The sequence below is a fragment of the Nocardioides caricicola genome, from assembly GCF_039541135.1.
Lineage (GTDB): Bacteria > Actinomycetota > Actinomycetes > Propionibacteriales > Nocardioidaceae > Nocardioides > Nocardioides caricicola.
In genome coordinates, this window is record NZ_BAABFQ010000008.1 from 382297 (window position 1) to 400944 (window position 18648).

Annotated in this window: 18 protein-coding genes; 9 read left to right on the top strand and 9 right to left on the bottom strand. The window is 70.0% G+C overall.

Going from position 1 to position 18648, the window contains the following annotated elements; all coding sequences use genetic code 11:
• Positions 1-100 precede the first annotated feature (100 nt).
• Positions 101-460 (bottom strand): phosphomannose isomerase type II C-terminal cupin domain, encoded by a 360-nt coding sequence (locus tag ABD875_RS19450; protein WP_345181314.1) that lies wholly within the window; start codon positions 458-460, stop codon positions 101-103.
• 149 nt (positions 461-609) lie between these two features.
• Between ABD875_RS19450 and ABD875_RS19455 the strand changes: the two genes are divergently transcribed.
• Positions 610-2046, top strand: a complete 1437-nt coding sequence (locus tag ABD875_RS19455; protein ID WP_345181317.1) for a tyrosine-protein kinase domain-containing protein — start codon at positions 610-612, stop codon at positions 2044-2046.
• Here ABD875_RS19455 and ABD875_RS19460 read toward each other — a convergent pair.
• From ABD875_RS19460 to ABD875_RS19475, 4 genes are all read right to left on the bottom strand, one after another.
• Positions 1979-2266: a DUF2516 family protein gene (locus ABD875_RS19460; protein WP_345181320.1), complete on the bottom strand. Its 288-nt coding sequence runs from the start codon at positions 2264-2266 to the stop codon at positions 1979-1981. The genes ABD875_RS19455 and ABD875_RS19460 overlap by 68 nt on opposite strands.
• 86 nt (positions 2267-2352) lie before the next feature.
• A complete protein-coding gene (locus ABD875_RS19465; protein ID WP_345181322.1) occupies positions 2353-2979 on the bottom strand; it encodes a hypothetical protein in 627 nt (208 codons plus the stop codon).
• 48 nt (positions 2980-3027) lie between these two features.
• Entirely contained in the window at positions 3028-3390 is a 363-nt protein-coding gene (locus ABD875_RS19470; RefSeq protein WP_345181325.1) for a helix-turn-helix domain-containing protein, read from the bottom strand.
• A gap of 119 nt (positions 3391-3509) precedes the next feature.
• Positions 3510-4466 (bottom strand): asparaginase, encoded by a 957-nt coding sequence (locus ABD875_RS19475; protein ID WP_345181327.1) that lies wholly within the window; start codon positions 4464-4466, stop codon positions 3510-3512.
• A 46-nt stretch (positions 4467-4512) separates the two neighbouring features.
• Between ABD875_RS19475 and cysC the strand changes: the two genes are divergently transcribed.
• From cysC to ABD875_RS19505, 6 genes are all read left to right on the top strand, one after another.
• Positions 4513-6384 (top strand): adenylyl-sulfate kinase, encoded by a 1872-nt coding sequence (gene cysC / locus ABD875_RS19480; RefSeq protein WP_345181429.1) that lies wholly within the window; start codon positions 4513-4515, stop codon positions 6382-6384.
• The gene (locus ABD875_RS19485; RefSeq protein WP_345181329.1) at positions 6381-7367 is read left to right on the top strand and encodes a sulfite exporter TauE/SafE family protein; all 987 of its coding nucleotides are present in this window, start codon (positions 6381-6383) and stop codon (positions 7365-7367) included. Before cysC ends, ABD875_RS19485 begins: the two co-directional genes overlap by 4 nt.
• A gap of 93 nt (positions 7368-7460) precedes the next feature.
• Positions 7461-8375, top strand: coding sequence for a sulfate adenylyltransferase subunit CysD (cysD, locus tag ABD875_RS19490; RefSeq protein ID WP_345181332.1), 915 nt, complete (start codon positions 7461-7463; stop codon positions 8373-8375).
• Entirely contained in the window at positions 8375-9670 is a 1296-nt protein-coding gene (gene cysN, locus ABD875_RS19495; RefSeq protein ID WP_345181335.1) for a sulfate adenylyltransferase subunit CysN, read from the top strand. Before cysD ends, cysN begins: the two co-directional genes overlap by 1 nt.
• Positions 9671-9700: 30 nt before the next feature.
• Positions 9701-10627, top strand: coding sequence for an NAD-dependent epimerase/dehydratase family protein (locus ABD875_RS19500; RefSeq protein ID WP_345181337.1), 927 nt, complete (start codon positions 9701-9703; stop codon positions 10625-10627).
• The gene (locus tag ABD875_RS19505) at positions 10606-11889 is read left to right on the top strand and encodes a nucleotide sugar dehydrogenase (protein WP_345181339.1); all 1284 of its coding nucleotides are present in this window, start codon (positions 10606-10608) and stop codon (positions 11887-11889) included. Before ABD875_RS19500 ends, ABD875_RS19505 begins: the two co-directional genes overlap by 22 nt.
• Here the strand turns inward: ABD875_RS19505 and ABD875_RS19510 are convergent.
• Together ABD875_RS19510 and ABD875_RS19515 are read right to left on the bottom strand one after the other, a co-directional pair.
• Positions 11876-13066, bottom strand: a complete 1191-nt coding sequence (locus tag ABD875_RS19510) for a glycosyltransferase family 4 protein (protein WP_345181342.1) — start codon at positions 13064-13066, stop codon at positions 11876-11878. The two genes, ABD875_RS19505 and ABD875_RS19510, sit on opposite strands and share 14 nt — an antisense overlap.
• Positions 13063-14169 (bottom strand): glycosyltransferase family 4 protein, encoded by a 1107-nt coding sequence (locus tag ABD875_RS19515; RefSeq protein WP_345181344.1) that lies wholly within the window; start codon positions 14167-14169, stop codon positions 13063-13065. The genes ABD875_RS19510 and ABD875_RS19515 overlap by 4 nt, the downstream gene beginning before the upstream one ends.
• A gap of 159 nt (positions 14170-14328) precedes the next feature.
• Between ABD875_RS19515 and ABD875_RS19520 the strand changes: the two genes are divergently transcribed.
• The gene (locus ABD875_RS19520; protein WP_345181346.1) at positions 14329-15459 is read left to right on the top strand and encodes a glycosyltransferase; all 1131 of its coding nucleotides are present in this window, start codon (positions 14329-14331) and stop codon (positions 15457-15459) included.
• Between the two features lie 59 nt (positions 15460-15518).
• Positions 15519-16733, top strand: a complete 1215-nt coding sequence (locus tag ABD875_RS19525) for an O-antigen ligase family protein (RefSeq protein ID WP_345181349.1) — start codon at positions 15519-15521, stop codon at positions 16731-16733.
• A gap of 31 nt (positions 16734-16764) precedes the next feature.
• Here ABD875_RS19525 and ABD875_RS19530 read toward each other — a convergent pair whose 3' ends face one another.
• Positions 16765-17316 (bottom strand): DapH/DapD/GlmU-related protein, encoded by a 552-nt coding sequence (locus ABD875_RS19530; protein WP_345181351.1) that lies wholly within the window; start codon positions 17314-17316, stop codon positions 16765-16767.
• Entirely contained in the window at positions 17291-18592 is a 1302-nt protein-coding gene (locus tag ABD875_RS19535) for a lipopolysaccharide biosynthesis protein (RefSeq protein ID WP_345181353.1), read from the bottom strand. Before ABD875_RS19535 ends, ABD875_RS19530 begins: the two co-directional genes overlap by 26 nt.
• Positions 18593-18648 lie beyond the last annotated feature (56 nt).

An 18648-nucleotide genomic window follows, 5' to 3' on the forward strand; every position in this document is an offset into this window, starting at 1 on the left:
ACGAACGTTCCCTCGACGATTCGTAGTTCCCCCGTAGGGCACGCTAGCCCCAACCACCTGCCAGGCGCATGAGCCAGAAGGGTGGTCCGCGGCCGCGCGATCAGGGCTGGAGCGCCTCGCAGCGGCCGTAGTCGTCCTCCAGGCGGACGATGTCGTCCTCGCCGGTGTACGCGCCGCGCTGGATCTCGATGATCACCAGGTCCTCGTCGTGCTCGTTGGTGATCCGGTGCGCCGCGCCGATGGGCACCTCGACGGTCTCGCCGGGCCGCGCCACGCTGACCTTGCCGTCGAGCACACACGTCGCGATGCCCGACACCACGATCCAGTGCTCGGAGCGGTGCTGGTGCGTCTGGTACGACAGCCGCTGGTGCGGTCGCACCTCGATGCGCTTGACCTTGTAGCCGTCGCCCTCGTCCAGGACGTGCCAGCTACCCCACGGTCGAACCTCGAAGTCACCCATCATGATCAGTTTCCCCCCTGTCATAGGGCGGTGTCACCCACCCGTGCGAGCAACCGTATCCGGAGTACTCGGCAAATGGGGCTCGAACGCCGGATACTGTTCGCGTGCGGACTGCGCATGGGGGCGCCGTTTCAGGGACGAGGACAATCGTGGAGCTGAAGGACTACTGGCTGACGGCGCGCCGCAGGTGGCGGGTCATCCTCGCCTGTGTCGCGGCCTCCGTCGCCGTCGCCGCAGGTCTGACCTGGCAGGCGACCCCCCAGTACGCCTCGACCGCCAGCATCTTCGTCTCGACCAGTCCGTCGGACACCTCCGACGCCTACACCGGCAACCTCTTCGCGACGCAACGGGTCACCTCCTACGCCCAGCTGGTCGGCAAGCGCAAGCTCGCCGAGCGGGTCTCCGACGAGCTCGGGGGCGGGCTCAGCCCCGCGGAGCTGCAGGCCCAGGTGTCGACGAGCGTCAACCCGGACACCGTGCTGCTCGACATCATCGCGCACGACCCGGACCCCGTCGTCGCCCGTGACATCGCCCAGGCGTACGCCGTGGTGCTCAGCGACGAGGTCGCCAGCCTGGAGACGCCCGACGGCAAGACCGACGCGCTGGTGCAGGCCACGATCGTCGACAACGCCCAGGTCTCGTCCTCGCCCGTCTCACCGCAGCCGATGCGCAACCTCGCGCTCGCCGTGATCCTGGGTCTGCTCGTGGGCGTCGGCCTCGCGGTGGTGCGCGAGCTGCTGGACACGACCCTCAAGTCCGCCGACGACGTCGGCGACGTCACCCCCACGCCGATCCTCGGTCACATCACCGTCGACGCGGCCGCAGTGAAGCGGCGCCCGGCCGACGTGCTCGCCGCGGCCACGCCGTGGTCGGAGGCGTTCCGCGTGCTGCGCACCAACATGCAGTACGTCGAGGTCGACCACGACCACAAGGTCTTCGTCGTGACCAGCGCCCTGCCTGGCGAGGGCAAGACCACCACCGCGGTGAACCTGGCGATCACGCTCGCCCAGGCCAAGCACCGGGTGGCCCTGGTCGAGTGCGACCTGCGCCGCCCCCTGGCCGCCTCCCGGCTCGACCTCGACGACGGCGTCGGCACGACCAGCGTGCTGATCGGCAAGGTGCACCTGCGCGACGCGATGCAGAAGTACGCCGACACCGGGCTCTGGGTCCTGACCAGCGGCCCGATCCCGCCGAACCCGTCGGAGCTGCTCCAGTCCAACGCGATGGAGAAGCTGCTCGGCGAGCTGCGCGACGAGTTCGACATCGTGATCCTGGACGCCCCGCCGCTGCTCCCGGTCACGGACGCCGCGCTCCTCGCCGCCCAGGCCGACGGAGCGCTGGTCGTGGTCCGGCACGGCAAGACCACGCGCGACCAGCTCGGGCACGCGATCGAGCGTCTCGAGGCGGTCGACGCCAAGGCGATCGGGGTCGTCGTCAACCTCGCCCCGCCCCAGCGCAAGAACAGCGCCTACGGCTACGGGTACGGGTACGGCTATGGCTACGCCAGCCGGCCCGCGGCTAGCGCCGAGTCAGGGAAGCCAGGGCGGGACGCACGTCGGCGAGGTAGACGAAAGCCGCGACCGTGAAGGCCAGGCTGATCAGCCCGATGACGCCGCCCAGCACGATCTGAGCCGCGAGCCCGACCCCGAGGATGATCGTCCACGCCGGCTTCGACAGCTTGTTGGCCGCGTTATAGGACTCGCCCGAGTACATCAGGGAGTTCACGAACGCGAAGATCTTGACGCCGAGGATCACGAGCTCGACGAACAGCATGAGGTTCAGCTCGGCCTCGAGTACGTGCAGCACGGCGTCAGCCTACGGGACCCCCCGACCACGCGAACGCAACGAGGCCCCGGGAGCTCTCGCTCCCGGGGCCTCGCCGTTCGTGATCGTCAGTCGCCGACCTTCGCGGCGCCGTCGGCAACGGCCGCGGCGGTGCTCGACGCGGTCTTCTTCGCCGCGGTGGTGGTGGCCTTGGCGCTGCTCTTCGGCGCCGTCGACGACTTCTTGGCGGTCGTGGACGCCTTCTTGGCGGTCTTCTTGGCCGTGGTCTTCGTGGCCTTGGTCGCCTGCGTCTTGGTCGTCTTCGCCTTCGCCTGGGTGGTCGAGGCGGACGCCTTGGCCTGCTGGGTCGACTCCTGGTTGCGGATGCGCTCGACCAGCACCTCCCCGCGCTTGGCGAGGTCGGCGTAGGTCTCGTTGACCAGGACCGGCAGCTTCAGGGCGTCGGCCTGGAGCTCGGCGACGCGCGCCTCGATCGCCGTACGGCGCGCCTTGGCCTCCTGGCTGAGCGCGTCGACGCGGGCACTGACGACCGTGACGGCCTGGTCGCGCAGCGCCTTGGGCTGGAGCTCGAGGCCGGTCACCCGGGTCTGCACGTCCTTCTGGACGCCGGCGAACCGCTTCTGCACGTCGGCGACGTACTCGCGAACCAGCGCCACGGCGACGTCGGTGGCGCCGACACCCGCGTACAGCGGTCGGGTCGCCTCGGACTTGATGTCGAACTTGGCCTGGGCCATGTCCTGCTCCTTCGGTTGGTGGTCCGGCTCGGTCGCCGGGCCGGGTGTTCAGATGGTGGAGTCGTTCAGGGCGATGAACGACGCGTAGACGTCCAACAGGGACTGCTTCTGGCGCTCGGTGAGCCGGGAGTCGCCGAGGACGGCGAGCTCGACCGAGCCGGCCGTGCCCTCCGGGCTGACGATCCCCGCGCGCAGGTAGAGCTGCTCGGCGGAGATGCGCAGCGCCTTCGCGATCTGCTGCAGCACCTCGGCCGACGGACGCCGCAGCCCGCGCTCGATCTGGCTGAGGTAGGGGTTCGACACGCCGGCCTGCTCGGCGAGCTGGCGCAGCGTCAGGTGGGCAGCGATCCGCTGCTCCCTGAGATAGTCGCCGAGGGTCTCGACGGTCTTGCCGACCTTGCCCATCGCCATGTCTCCACACTCCGCCGCAATGCTTGCAATAGCAAGCAAAGCGCGGCGTGAACCTGTTCACACCCGAGCAAAAACCCAATATTTCTTGGGCGAATCGGTGCTAGCAGCAGCAAACACCGTCAGATCACCGCGCGGATCTCCCCCACCGGCACCCCGCCGCCGAGCAGCAGCGCCGTGCCCGTGCGCCGCACCGCGTCGGTGTCCACGCCAGGCTCGCGATCGACACCGGACCGGCGCAGCGCCGCCGCCATCAGGACCGGACGCACGCGCGGCGCGCCGTCATCGGTCTTGAGCGCGAACGCGCGGCCGTCCCGGAGCGCCACCGCGTAGCAGGACTCCGCGCCGGCCTTGCCGATCGCACCGGGGATCGACGTCAACAGCTCCCGCTCGTCGCGGCGCGTGCCCGACACGAACTCGGGGTGCCGACGGATCGCCTCGGCCACGCGCGCCGTGCCGGGCTCGGCGCCCAGCGCGATCCGCCGGAACGCGGTCGCCAGGCCCACGAGCGACGTACCGAGCAGCGGCGCGCCGCAGCCGTCGACGGCGGCGACCGTCACCGGCTCGCCCACGAGCTCCTCGAAGGTCGCCCGGATCGCCACCTGCAGCGGGTGGTCGGGCGCCAGGTAGGTCTCGATGTCCCACCCGTTCAGCACGCAGGTCGCCAGCATCGCCGCATGCTTGCCCGAGCAGTTCATCTGCAGCCGGGTACGACCGCCGCCGGCGCGGACGACCGCGTCGCGCGCCTCGTCCTCGAGGGGGTAGTCCTCGGGGGTCTGCAGTGCCGTCTCGTCGAGCCCGGCCGAGGCGAGGATGCGGCGCGCCCCATCCAGGTGGAACGGCTCACCCGAGTGCGACGCGCACGCCAGGGCCAGGAGATCCGGGGGCAGGTCCAGCCCCAGCCGGACCATCGCGAGCGCCTGCAGCGGCTTGTTGCACGAGCGTGGCATCACCGGCACGTCCACCGCCCCGACGGACCAGTCGACCGCCCCCTCGGCGTCCAGCGCGACCACCGAGCCGTAGTGGTGGCCCTCCACGAACCCGGACCGGACCAGCTCTGCGACGACGGGGAGCGACATGAATGGCAGACTAACTTCACCAAGATGGCACGATTACTCCGTGCCGATGCCCCCCGTCCCGCAGTACTGCCCCACGCCCCGCGAGCTCGACGACCTCGAGCTCCTGCTCAGCGGGGCACTCGTACCCACCGTGACGTTCAACGAGCCGGGCAGTCCGGTCACGCTCGAGCTGCCCGAGGACGTCGCGGCGCTCGCGGCGACCGCCGGCGCCGTCGAGCTCGTCGACCCCGAGGGGCTGCCGCTCGCCGAGGTGGCGATGCCGGGCGGCACGATCGACCCGCTCACGCACGTCCAGTACGGCCCGTTCCGCCGGCTGTACCTGAGCCCGGCCGAGACCCGCGCGCGGTACGCCGGGCGCACGTTCGTCCCGCTCGTCGACGCGCTCACCCAGCCCCAGCTCACCGCCCTGGCCACGGTCGGGCCGCTGGTGCTGCTCCCGCTCGTCGGGCACGGCACGCCGGACCTCTCCGCGGTCGGCCTGATCCGCGCCACGCTCGCCGCCGCGGAGACCCTCGGCGACGCCGAGGTGGTCGCGATCCCCCTCGCCTCGCACGGCGACCCGGACGTCGACCACGAGCTCGGGGTGCAGGTCGTCGCGAACTATGCCGGCGCGGACCCCGTCGTCGGTGTCACCGACGACCCCGACGGCGCCTACCCGGCCGCGGTCGCGGCCATCGTGGCGAAGGACCGCCCGGCGCGCGCCGCCCAGGGCCTGGTGCTGTTCTTCACCGGCCTGTCGGGCAGCGGCAAGTCGACGCTGGCGCGCGCGCTGATGGACCGGCTCCTCGAGCACGGCACCCGCACGGTCACCAGCCTCGACGGCGACGTCGTCCGCCGGAACCTGTCGGCGGGCCTGACGTTCTCCAAAGAGGACCGCGAGACGAACATCCGGCGGATCGGCTGGGTCGCCGCGGAGATCTCGCGGCACGGCGGCGTTGCCGTGGTCAGCCCGATCGCCCCGTTCGACGAGACCCGCCAGCAGGTCCGGGCGATGGTCGACGCCGCCGGGGGCGCGTTCTTCCTGGTCCACGTCGCGACGCCGCTCGAGGAGTGCGAGCGCCGCGACCGCAAGGGGCTGTACGCCAAGGCTCGCCGCGGCGAGATCCCCGAGTTCACCGGGATCTCCTCGCCGTACGAGGAGCCGCAGGACGCCGACGTCCGCGTCGACACGACCGGTCGAACCATCGACGACGCGCTCGAGGACGTGATCCTCGGCCTGCGCGAAGCGGGCTACCTCGACCTGAGCGCGGCGCCCGAGCTCGGTCCCGACGGCGTCCCCTCGGCCCCCTCAGCCCCGCAGGCCCCCGTCGCTCCCCAGCTCGCCACCCAGGCCCAGCCAGCCCCGGCCAGCGCACCGCGCGCGGCGTCCGACCGCCCGCTGCGGGTGCTCTTCGTCTGTACGGCGAACGTCTGCCGCTCGCCGTTCATGGAGCTGACCGCGCAGCACCTCGCCGGCCCCGGGTCGCGCGTCGAGTTCACCAGCGCCGGCACCCACGGCTTCGACGCCAGCGAGATGAGCCCGGAGATGGCCGCCACGCTGGCCACCCGTGGGGTCCCCGGCGCCGCCCCCTTCCGCAGCCGCCCGTTCACCGAGGACCTGATCGCGCACACCGACCTGGTGCTGACCGCCGAGGCCGCTCACCGGCAGCTGATCCTCGATGAGCACCCGGCCGCGTTCCGGAAGGTCTACACGCTCGGCCAGTTCGCCGAGGCGGTCCGGTCCGCCGACCCGGGGCTCAGCGGCCACGCGCTGCTCGCCGAGGTGGCCGAGCGCCGCGGGCCCGCGGACCCGGCCCTCGACATCGCGGATCCCTACCAGCAGGGTCCCGAGGTCGCCGAGGCCTGCGCCACTGCCATCGACCGCCTCCTGCGCGTCGTCGTACCTGCCCTGACGGGCTCCGGGAGGATCAGCGCATGAGCGACGTCATCACCACCACCTTCTTCGCGATCATCGCGGCCGGCTTCCTCGTCGGCATCGTGGTCGGGCTGACCGGGATGGGCGGCGGCGCGCTGATGACGCCCGCGCTGATCTTCCTCGGGGTCGGCGAGGCGTCCGCGGTGGTGACCGCCGACCTGACCGCCGCGGCGATCTACAAGACCGGCGGCGCGATCGTGCACTCACGGGAGGGCTCCCCCGACTTCAAGCTCGCGAAGTGGTTGATCGTGGGCTCGGTGCCCATGGCCCTGCTCGGACCGTGGCTGATCCACAAGATCGCCGGCGAGGAGCCCGAGTCCGTCGACGAGCTGCTGCTCATCTGCATCGGCTTCGCGCTGCTGTTCGCGGCGTCGACGTACGCCCTGCGCCTCTACATCAACCTGCGCCGCGTCCGGAGCGGCACCGGCGACGCCGACCCGAACCCGCCCATCCGCCCGATCCCGACGCTGCTGGTCGGCGCCCTGGGCGGGCTGCTCGTCGGCATCACCAGCGTCGGATCCGGCTCGGTGATCATGGTGGCGCTGCTGATGCTCTACCCCGGGCTCTCCGCGGTGCGGCTGGTGGGCACTGACCTGGTCCAGGCGGTCCCGCTCGTGCTCGCGGCGGCGATCTCGAACATCGCCATCAACGGACTCGACTGGTCGCTGCTGATCCCGCTGGTGATCGGCTCGGTCCCGGGCACCTTGATCGGCAGCAAGATCGCGCCGCGAGTCCCGCAGTCGATCATCCGGCGCGGCATCGTCGTCGTGCTGACCATGTCCGGCGTCGCGCTGCTCGACAAGTCCGGCTGGGCGCCGCTGAGCGAGGACGAGACCCACCCGATGCTGATCGCGGGCGTGGGCATCGCGATGCTCGTCCTGGTCCCCCTGATCTGGGGAGTGATCCGCAGGACCCAGGGCCTGCCCATGTTCGGCTCGCCCACGGTCGCGGAGCTCGAGAACCCGCCGATTCCGGCCCGAGAGTGACCTGAACCACTCGGAATTGTCCGGTTTCTGGCCGAAGGGCCCCGCACGGCTACGATGTGGGCTGCTGTCCCGACGAGAGGTCCCCAGTCAGTCATGACCCAAACCCACGCCGACTACCGGCTGAGTCAGCTCGACCAGCTGGAGGCGGAGTCGATCCACATCTTCCGTGAGGTCGCCGCCGAGTTCGAGAAGCCCGTCCTGATGTTCTCGGGCGGCAAGGACTCGATCGTGATGATGCGCCTCGCGGAGAAGGCGTTCTACCCCGCGAAGATCCCGTTCCCCGTGCTGCAGGTCGACACCGGGTACGACTTCCCGGAGGTCCTCGCCTGCCGCGACAACTGGGTGAACCGCCTGGGTGCCCGGCTGATCGTCGCCAGCGTCGAAGAGGCCATCGCGAACGGCATCGTCGTCGACGACGGCAAGACCAGCCGCAACCGGCTCCAGATCGGCACCCTGCTGAACGCCCTCGAGGAGGGCGGCTTCACCGCCGCCTTCGGCGGCGGCCGCCGCGACGAGGAGAAGGCCCGCGCCAAGGAGCGCGTCTACTCCCACCGCGACGAGTTCGGCCAGTGGGACCCGAAGAACCAGCGTCCCGAGCTGTGGAGCCTGTACAACGGGCGCCTGCACGAGGGCGAGCACATGCGGATCTTCCCGATCTCCAACTGGACCGAGCTGGACATCTGGCACTACATCGGCCGCGAGGGCATCGAGATCCCCTCGATCTACTTCTCACACCAGCGCCGCGTCTTCGAGCGCGACGGCATGCTCCTCTCGGAGTCGGAGCACAACCCGACTCGGGGCGGCGAGACCGTCGCCGAGCGCACGGTCCGCTTCCGCACGGTCGGCGACCTGACGCTCACCGGCTGCGTGGAGTCCGAGGCCGACACCATCGACAAGATCATCGACGAGATCGCCATCGCCCGCGTGACCGAGCGCGGCGCGACTCGCGGTGACGACCGGTTCTCCGAGGCCGCCATGGAAGACCGGAAGAAGGAAGGCTACTTCTGATGAGCGACCTCACCCAGGCGCAGAAGGCCCAGCAGGTTCGCGAGATGGACCTGCTGCGCTTCGCCACGGCGGGCTCCGTCGACGACGGGAAGTCGACCCTGATCGGCCGGCTCCTCCTCGACTCCAAGTCGATCTTCGAGGACCAGCTCGAGGCCGTCGAGGCCACCTCGACCGCCAAGGGCTACGACTACACCGACCTCGCGCTGCTCACCGACGGCCTCCGCTCGGAGCGCGAGCAGGGCATCACGATCGACGTGGCGTACCGCTACTTCGCGACGCCGACCCGCAAGTTCATCATCGCCGACACCCCGGGCCACGTGCAGTACACCCGGAACATGGTCACCGGCGCCTCCACCGCCGACCTCGGCCTCGTGCTGGTCGACGCCCGCCAGGGCCTCACCGAGCAGTCCCGCCGGCACGCGGTGATCCTGTCCCTGCTCCGCGTCCCGCACCTGGTGCTCGCGGTGAACAAGATGGACCTCGTCGACTTCTCCGAGGAGGTCTACGAGAAGATCCACTCCGAGTTCACCCAGTTCGCCACCAAGCTGAACATCCCGGACCTCGAGGTCATCCCGATCTCGGCGCTCCAGGGCGACAACGTCGTGAACCGCTCCGAGAACATGCCGTGGTACTCCGGTCCCACGCTCATGCACCACCTCGAGCACGTCCACGTCGCGTCCGACCGCGACCTGGTCGACGTCCGCTTCCCGGTGCAGTACGTCGTACGCCCGAAGTCCGACGAGCACCACGACTACCGCGGCTACGGCGGCATGGTCGCCGGCGGCGTCCTGAAGCCCGGCGACGAGGTCGTCGTGCTGCCCTCGGGCATGACGTCGAAGATCGCCGGCATCGACCTGTTCGACCAGGAGATCTCCGAGGCGTTCCCGCCGATGAGCGTCACCGTCCGTCTCGAGGACGACGTCGACGTCTCCCGCGGCGACATGATCGCCCGCCCGGCCAACGCCCCGAAGCCGTCGCAGGACATCGACGCGATGGTGTGCTGGATGACCAACGAGCCGCTGCGCCCGCGTCAGAAGCTCGCGATCAAGCACACCACCCGCTCGGCGCGCACGCTGGTGAAGGACATCCAGTACCGCCTCGACGTCAACACCCTGCACCGCGACCAGGAGACCAAGGAGCTCGGGCTCAACGAGATCGGCCGCGTCCAGCTGCGCACCACCGTGCCGCTGCTGTGCGACCCGTACTCCAAGAACCGGACCACGGGCTCGTTCATCCTCATCGACGAGGCCACCGGTGTTACGGTCGGCGCGGGAATGATCAACAGCGGCAGCTGATCCTGCCGCCGGTACGGAATCGGGGGAGCAGTGCGCCTGCTGATCACTGGCGGAGCGGGCTTCATCGGCTCCAACCTCGCCCGTACCGCGCTCGCGGCCGGCCATGAGGTCACCGTGCTCGACGACCTGTCGACGGGCAGCAAGACCAACCTCACCGGCCTCGACGTGAGCTTCGTCGAGGGCTCGCTCCTGGATGAGCGGGCCCTCGACGCGTCACTCGACGGCGTCGACTCGGTCGTGCACCTCGGCGCCCTGCCCAGCGTGCCCCGCAGCATCAAGGCCCCCCTGACCAGCCATGCGGTGAACGCGACCGGCACGCTGCAGCTCCTCGAGCGGATGCGGGTCCACTCCGTGGATCACGTGGTCGCCGCCTCCTCCAGCTCCGTCTACGGCTCGAACCCCGCGCTCCCCAAGGGCGAGCGCGAGTGGGTGCGCCCGATGAGCCCGTACGCCGTGTCCAAGCTGGCCACCGAGCAGTACACGCTCGCCTACCAGCAGTCCTTCGGCTTCGCGAGCCTCGCGTTCCGCTTCTTCAACGTCTACGGCCCGGGCCAGGCCGCGGGCCATGCGTACGCCGCGGTGATCCCGGCGTTCCTCGACGCGATCCTCCACGGCCGACCGGTCCCGCTCCAGGGCGACGGCAGCCAGTCTCGTGACTTCACCTACGTCGGGACCGTCTGCCGGGTGCTCCTCGACGCCGCCGAGCGCCGCGTCTCGCATCCCGAGCCGGTCAACCTCGCGTTCGGGACGAACACCACGCTGCTCCAGCTCCTCGACCTCCTGCGCGCCGAGCTCGACACGGACTTCGAGATCGAGTCCCTTCCCGCCCGCGCCGGCGACGTGAAGCACTCCCAGGCGAGGAACGACGAGCTGCGCTCGCTGTTCCCGGACATCGAGCCGGTGTCCCTCGAACAAGGCATCCAGGAGACGACCGCATGGTTCCGGAGCACGACCTGAAGACGCTCGTCGTCGTCGGCCAGGGGTACGTCGGCCTGCCGATGGCGCTGCGGGCAGCGCAGAGCGGGCTCGAGGTCTTCGGGCTCGACACCCACGAGCAGACCGTGCGCGACCTCAACGCCGGGCGCTCGCACATCGACGACGTCAGCGACGACGAGCTGGCCGCGGGCCTGGCGAGCGGCTTCCAGGCGACCACCGACCCGGAGGTGATCTCGCGCGCGGACGTGGTCCTGGTCTGTGTCCCGACCCCCCTCTCCGCCGACGGTGGCCCGGACCTCAACGCGGTCGAACGCGCGGCCGAGGTCATCGGTCGGCACCTGCGCCCCGGGGCGCTGGCCATCCTCGAGTCCACGACGTACCCCGGAACCACGGAGGAGGTCTTCACTCCCCTGGTCACCGCGGGCGGCCTGGTGGTCGGCGAGGACGTCTTCATCGCGTTCTCGCCCGAGCGCATCGATCCGGGCAACGACACCTACGGCGTCCGGAACACCCCCAAGGTCGTCGGCGGGATCACCCCGGCGTGCACCGAGCGCGCCGCGGCGTTCTACTCCCGCTTCGTCGACACCGTCGTGCCGGCCAAGGGCGCCCGCGAGGCCGAGATGTCCAAGCTCATCGAGAACACGTTCCGGCACGTCAACATCGCCCTGGTCAACGAGATGCTGCGCTTCTCCCACGAGCTCGACATCGACCTCTGGAACGCCATCGACTGCGCCGAGACCAAGCCGTTCGGCTACATGGCGTTCCGCCCGGGCCCGGGCGTCGGCGGGCACTGCATCCCCATCGACCCGTCGTACCTGAGCCACCGCGTCAAGGCACGGCTCGGCTACTCGTTCCGCATGGTCGAGCTCGCGGAGGAGATCAACACCGCGGCTCCGCTCTACGTCGCCAGCCGTGTCCGCGACGCGCTGAACGACGCGCGGAAGGCCGTCAACGGCGCGCGCGTGCTGCTACTCGGCGTGACCTACAAGGCCAACATCTCGGACCGCCGCGAGAGCCCGGCGGACCCGCTGGCTCGCCGGTTGGCGGCCTGGGGCGCCGACATCAGCTACCACGACCCGTTCGTCCCGCGGTGGCAACCGCGGGGCTCCGAGGTCGAGCTCGCGTCCGTCGACGACGCCCTGGCGGCGGCCGCCGAGGCCGACATCACGGTTCTGGTCCAGGCGCACCGTCAGTACGACGTCGCCCGCCTCGCCGCCGAGGCTCGCCTCGTGCTCGACACACGCTCGGTGCTGCCTGACGGCGCCGCCGTCATCCGCCTGTAGCGATCCCGTCCAGGAACTCGACGATGCGGCGCCCCTGCGCCTGCGGGCTCCGGGTGGTCCTGATGAACTCCGCGCCGCGACGGCCGAACGCCTCACGCTCCTCCGTCGACCACGCCAGCACGCCGCCGATCGCGGCGGCGAGGTCGGCCGGATCGTCCCCGTCGGGCTGGACGAGGTACGGCGCATAGTCCTCCGGGATGCTCGGCAGCCGGGTGCTCACGACCGGCCGGCCCGACGCGAGGTACTCGATGAGCTTCGACGGGAAGCTGTAGCGGACGAAGTACTGGTCCAGCTGCCGGGGCTGGACCAGCAGGCTCGCCCCGGCGTAGATCGCCGGCAGGTCGGCCGGCGACACCAGCCGGGGCGTGCAGATGCGGGGGTCCTCCGCGGCCTGCTCCACGAGCCACGGCTCGAGCGGTCCCCGGCCGAACAGCGCGAGCTCGACGTCCGCGGGCAGGCTGCGCACCGCCTCGACCAGCCGGCGTACGCCGTACTCCTCGTGGAGCCCCCCGGCGTAGACGATCCGCGGGCGGGCCGGCGGCGTGGCCGGCAGCGAGGACAGCTCCGGCGCGACGAGTCCCTCGACGACCAGGGCCGGCACGCCGCGAGCGAAGTCGTCGCCCAGCGGTGCCGCGAGCACCACGACCGCGTCGCTGCGGCGCAGCGCGCGGGTGACCAGCGAGATGTCGACGCGCTTGAGCACCTGCCGCAGCCGCCCGTCCTCGGCCCGGATGACGCCGGGAGGGTCGGTGAGCACGACCGCGACACGTGCGCCGACGCGGCGACGCACGTGGACCGCGTAGTACAGGAACGGGCTGTGCACGCCGTGCACGACGATCCAGTCGGGGCGGGTCCGGCGCAGCTCACGGGCACCGACCACCCAGCACGCGAGGTAGCGGGTCAGGTGCTTGAGCACCACGGCGTTCACGAACGGCATCAGCCGCCCTCGGACTCCGTCGACGTCGAACCGGCGGCCGCGCCACAGGAGTCTCCGGTTGCCGGGGAAGTCCGACACGGGCGCGGTCGAGAGCAGGTCGACCGCGACGCCGTTGGACCGGAACGCGCCGACCAGGCTCCACGCGAAGCGGTGGGTCTGGGTCTGCATCAGCCGGTCCTCGGCGTTGATCTGCTCGAGCAGCTCGTCGGGCACCGTGAAGCCCAGCACTGTGACCCTCATCGGCGACCGTCCGAGAGCACGGCCCGGTAGGTCTCGTCGAGGATCTCCAGCATCCGCCGCGTCGAGTAGTGCCGCGCGGCGACGCCGGCCGCCTCGACGCCCAGCCCCTCACGCCGGGCACGATCGGCGACCAGGGACCCGATCGCCTCGGCCAGGCCGGCGGGATCTCGCGCCTCGACCAGCAGGCCACCTCCGCGCCGGACGACCTCGGTGTTGCCGCCGACGCGGGTGGCGACCACCGGGAGCCCCTGGGCCATCGCCTCCAGAAGGGCGTTCGACAGGTTCTCGTGGAGCGAGGGGAACACGAAGACGTCGCTGCTCGCGAGCAGCTGCGGGACGTCGAGCCGCCGGCCCAGGAACGCGGTCCGGACGCCGGCGGTCGCGTAGCCGTCCCGGATCGCCTCCTCGTCGGGTCCGGAGCCCACGACCACGAGCACGACCTGCTCGCGGACGTGCGGCTCGAGGCGACCGAGCGCGGCCGCGAGGTCGGTGTGACCCTTCTCGAACGTCAGCCGTCCGACGCTGACCAGCGCCACGTCCTCGGGGGCGAGGCCGAGCTCGCTCCGCAACGCCGACCGTGCACCGGGGTCGACCACCACCGGGTCGACCCCGTTGGTGATCGGGCCGACGAACTTGCCGGCGTGCTTGCGGATGAAGTCGCGCTCGGCGGCGTACTCGCACACGGTGGTGACGTGGGTGGCCAGCCGCAGCGTCGCGGGCTCGAACACGCCCACCAGGGCCCGCTGCTTGAGCGTCGCGGGCGTGGTCAGGTCGCGCACCGTGCCGTGCATGCTCACCAGCACGCGAGGGCAGCGGGCCAGCCGGGCCGCCAGCACCCCGTGGAACCCCTCGTTGCCGAGCCCGCGGACGTGCACGAGATCCGGCCGGACCTCGCGCAGCATCCGCGCCCAGCTCCGGACGCGAGACACGTCGATCCCGCCGGTCGCCCACTCCTGGTGCATCCGCACCCACTCGTAGCGGTCCCCCAGGTCCGAGTCGAGGATCCGTTGCAGGGCACCGACCGGCCCACCCGACCCAGGGTCGCCGAAGGAGTGCTGGACGATCACGGGACGCGCGCGCGAGATGTCCGGCGACGAGCCCATGATCCTCCCAGCGATTCGGAACCTGCGGTGTCTTGTAGCGTGGGGTCTCGATCGCTCGCGTGAGATGGAGGTCGAGTGGCGACAGTCTCGAGCGGCGGTCCCGTCGCCATCATCGTAGGCGCGCACCCGTACCCGCACGGAAATGCCTCGGCGAACCGGATGCTCGGTCTCGCTCGCACCTTCGCCGAGGCCGGGATGTCCGCGCTGGTCGTCAACGACGACCCCCGGCTGACCGCCATCGGGGAGCGACGGCCGGGGACCACGAACGGCGTGCCGTACATGAACCTGGGCGCACCCACGGGCAGCCGACGACAGCGATGGGCACGACGCCGTTCCTTCGGCGCTCGGCTCGCGGCCGTGATCTCTGCGACCGTGGACGTCGACGACGTGCAGGTCGTGTGCGTGCCGAGCTACTTCTACACGCCACGCACACGACGTTTCCTGCGGGGAGCGGCTCCTGCGGCGACCCTCATCGTCGACGTGGTCGAGCGTCACGACGCGGGCCAGTTCCCGCGCGGGAGACTCGAGCCCTACTTCATCCGACACCGCCTCACCAGCTGGTACGCCGAGCGCACTGCCGACCGTGTCATCGTGATCAGCCGAGCACTGGCTGCGGGGCCGTTCCGGTCTCGCAGCCCGTTCGTTCTCCCGCCGACGGTCGAGGTGGCGGACTTTCGAGACGCGGCCGAGGCCACCCGTCCAGAAGGTCCGACGACTGTGACCTACGTCGGCTCGCCTGGCTCCAAGGATGACTTGTCCGCCCTCGTCGCGGCGGTCGGACAACTCTCTGCGACCGAGCGCGCCGCCCTGCGCATCGTCGTCGGCGGGGTGGACCGCGAGGCCATGGCGCAGTTGCCCGGACTGTCCACCGCGTCCCTGCTCGAGATCGACGATGTCTTGGAGGTCGTCGGCAAGCTCGACCGCTCGGGAGTGGCGCACCTGCTCGCCCGGTCCCACTACACGATCTTGATCCGCGATCCAGATGCAGGATTCGCGCGCTTCGGCTTTCCGACGAAGGTGCCGGAGTCGATGGCAGCGGGGTGCCCGCCAATCGCGAATCTGACCAGCGACCTCGGCGACTACATCACCGACGGGCGAGACTCCCTGATCTGCCCCGGCCCGACCGCATCCCAGATCGCTGCCACCCTCCGACGCGCCCTGCAGGACGTCGCCGCTGGTGAGCATCCCCGTCGGAGCCTCGAAGCAGCACGAACCGCCGACGAGAGGTTCACAGCCGCGTCATGGGCACCCGACCTGTACTCCTGGCTGACCGCCGACAGCGGTCGATGACCTGATCATGAGGTTCCAAGACCCACGTGACGCCGGCACGTAGGGACTATCGTGCGACCGTGGCGTCGAGAAGAGCTGTGCTGGAAGCGGGCGCGGCACACGAAGACCTTCGTGGTGCGCCGGCCCTCGCTTCTGGGATCGCCGCCGACCTGAGGGTCATGGTGGTTGGCCTTGTGCTGGCAGTCGCAGTCTCGAGCCCGACCTGGGCGCTCCGCACCGGCGCTGTCGTGTGTGCCTGCGTGCTCGTCACTAGTCTCGGCCACCTCCGACTACGCCGCCCGGACCTTCTCGTAGTGGCCTTCGCGGGCCTCGCCCTCGCTTCGACCGTGTGGACGGTGGCTCCCGCTCAGACCAGCCTCGGAGCCACCAACACGGCTGCATGTGCCATCGTCTTTCTCACCGTCCGGGCAGTCGTTCGACGGCCAAGAGACCTTCGAGTGCTCAGCATCAGCATCGTCGGCGGTTGCCTGTATGGCTTGGCACAGTTGTGGTTTCAGAACCCGTTGCTGCGGGCCGTTCGCCTGCGGTACGACGTCGAAGCTGCGCGCGTGGGAGTGGAGGGGCTCAACTACAACGCGCTCGCCTACGCCTTCGCCACCGGCGCCGCCGTGCTCGTGCTCCTATGGGCAGCGGTGGGTCCAAGCAGGCGCAAGGTTGCCGCGCTCACGGGAGCGGCCGTGGCGATCGCCTTCTACGTGGGTATCCTCCTGAACGGAACGCGCGGCGCTGTCATCGCGATCGTGCTGCTCCCGATTTGGCTAGTGGTTTCTCACTTCAGGCCGCGCGTCGCCTTCCACGGCCTAGTCGGACTTGCAGTCGTCGCAAACATCGTGGTCTTCCTGGGCATCGCAGACGGGGCTCTTCGCAACGACGCCGTCGCGAGTGCTCGCGAGACCGGCGACCTGAACGGACGTCTACTCGTGTGGCCGGTCGCGCGTGACGCGATCTGGGAGCAACCCCTGCTGGGACGAGGCGTCGACTCCCTCATGACGATGAGCGTGAACCCCGTGAAGACCGCGGCCCACAACGCGTGGCTCGACACCGCCGTCGGCCTAGGTCTCGTCGGCCTGGCTCTTTTCATCGCAGGCATCTGGTTCTCGCTGGCGGAGGCCGCTGATTGGCCAACTGACCGACGCTACGTCGTGGTCGGCGCGTTCGTGGTCGTGTCCGTCCCCATCATGCTCACCGGTTATTGGACCGAGTCACCGCTCTTCTGGGGATCGTTGGCGTTGTTCTCACGCCTTGGTGTCCTTGATCGACCTCCGTCGGCCTAGCGCTCACCCCGACGTGCATCCGCCGCGCTGATCAATCCTGAACGCCTGATCCGGAATGGTCACCGCTCCAACCCCGGTAGATCTCCCGGAGCCGCTGCTCCTTCTCGAGGGCCGACAGGTGCCCGATCCCAAGCGACTTCGGCTGAAGTCTCTCCAGGTAGTCGTCCACGGTGCAGATGAGCCGCGCAGGTACCCCTCCGACCACGGAGTTGTCCGGAACGTCCTTGGTGACGACGCTTCCGGCTCCGACGATCACACGGTTTCCGATCGTCACGCCTGGCAGCACGATCGACCGGATCCCGAAATAGACGTCGTCGCCGATGTAGATCGGCGCCGTCCACTCCAGCGTGGGGTGGTCCTTCCGCAGGATCAACGTCCCGCCGTCATGGGTGACGAACTGGCAGTTCGCGGTGACGTACACGTTGTCACCGAAGGAGATCAGCCAGGGCTCGGAGCCGAACATCCCACGGTTGACGCCGTAGAACCGCACGGTTCCCCGGAGCTCGACTCCGAGTGAGCGGACGAACTTCTCGGGGTTCCGCGCTGCCATCACGCGATCACGGACGCGTGCCAAGACTCCCATGGGCGTCCTCCTTCCTAGGTTCGACGAGCAGCGCCTGCCGGTAGCCGACCCAGGCGGCCGGGCCCAAGCAAACCGCGTAGAGGACAGCAGCCGCCAGGGGAAGGTACTCCAGGCGGGACTCCGCGAGCGCAGTCTTGGCGAGGATGCTCGCCACAGCGAAGATCGACCATCCGACCAGCTGGGGACGCAGCTTCGAGACCGCGTTGGCGACCATGAACGCCGGGGACGCCACCGCGACAGCGATCCAGAAGAGGGCGAAGCCGATGAGCAGCGTCCGCGGCACCTCGACCTCGGGACCGACCCACGCGTGCACGAAGGGTCGGGCACAGAACACCAGAGCCACTCCGATCCCGAGCATGCAGCCACCGGACAGGACGGTCATCTTGAACGTCGTCCGCTCGACCCACCCCCGGTCGCCCTTGGCCAACGCCTCTGCGTTCGCGGGCCACAGTGGGAGGTTCGCGAGCGAGATCACCAGGCCTGCGATCATGAACATGCGCGCCACGATCGAGTAGTCGACGACGTCAGCGGCGCCACGCACCTGCGCGATGATGACGTTGTCGGCGTTGAGCGCCACTGCCGACAGCACCTGGATCGCGAGGTAGAGCGACCCGAGGGTGAACAGGGCTCGCGTGGTGTCGAGCGCGAGGGATCCCCGTCCCGGCACAAGATCTGGGTGTCTGACGACCGTCACCGCTGTCGCGAGCACCGAGGCGACCAGGGGCCCGGTCGTCATCAGCACGACCGCCTCGGTCGCCGTGACCTGCGCCTGGTTCGCGGCGATCGCACCGATGATGGTCAGCAGAGGCCCGGCTGCGAACAGGACGTTGCTCAGAGCGACCTCGCCCAGCGAGTACTGAACCCGTTGGATCAGGCTCAGAGGGACATTGAGCACGAACGCCCCCAGCGTGATCGTCGCGATCGCACCGGCCTCGGAGGATCCCGAGTTGAGCACGTCCTCCCACGGCACGAAGGTGGTCAGCACGAGCAGGACGGTCATCACGCCGAGCGCGAGACCACCGAGCATGGCGTACGCCGAGGCGATCACCTGACGAGCCTGCGCCAGGTCTCCGACGGCCAGTGCGTGGGACGTCCGGGTCATCAGCCCGTTCCCGAGGCCGAGGTCGGCCCAGAGGAACATGCTCGTGACAGCCGTCATGGTCACCCAGACGCCGTAGCTGTCCGGCCCCATCAGGTCGAGAGCGAGCGGGATCACCACCAGGGGTGAGCACACCGACAGGATGCGCGTCAGGCCGCTCGTCGCGATGCCGCGCACCAGGCGACGTGTTCTCTCCCGCCCCTCTGCGGGAGGTGCGGGAGTGGACGCCGGCT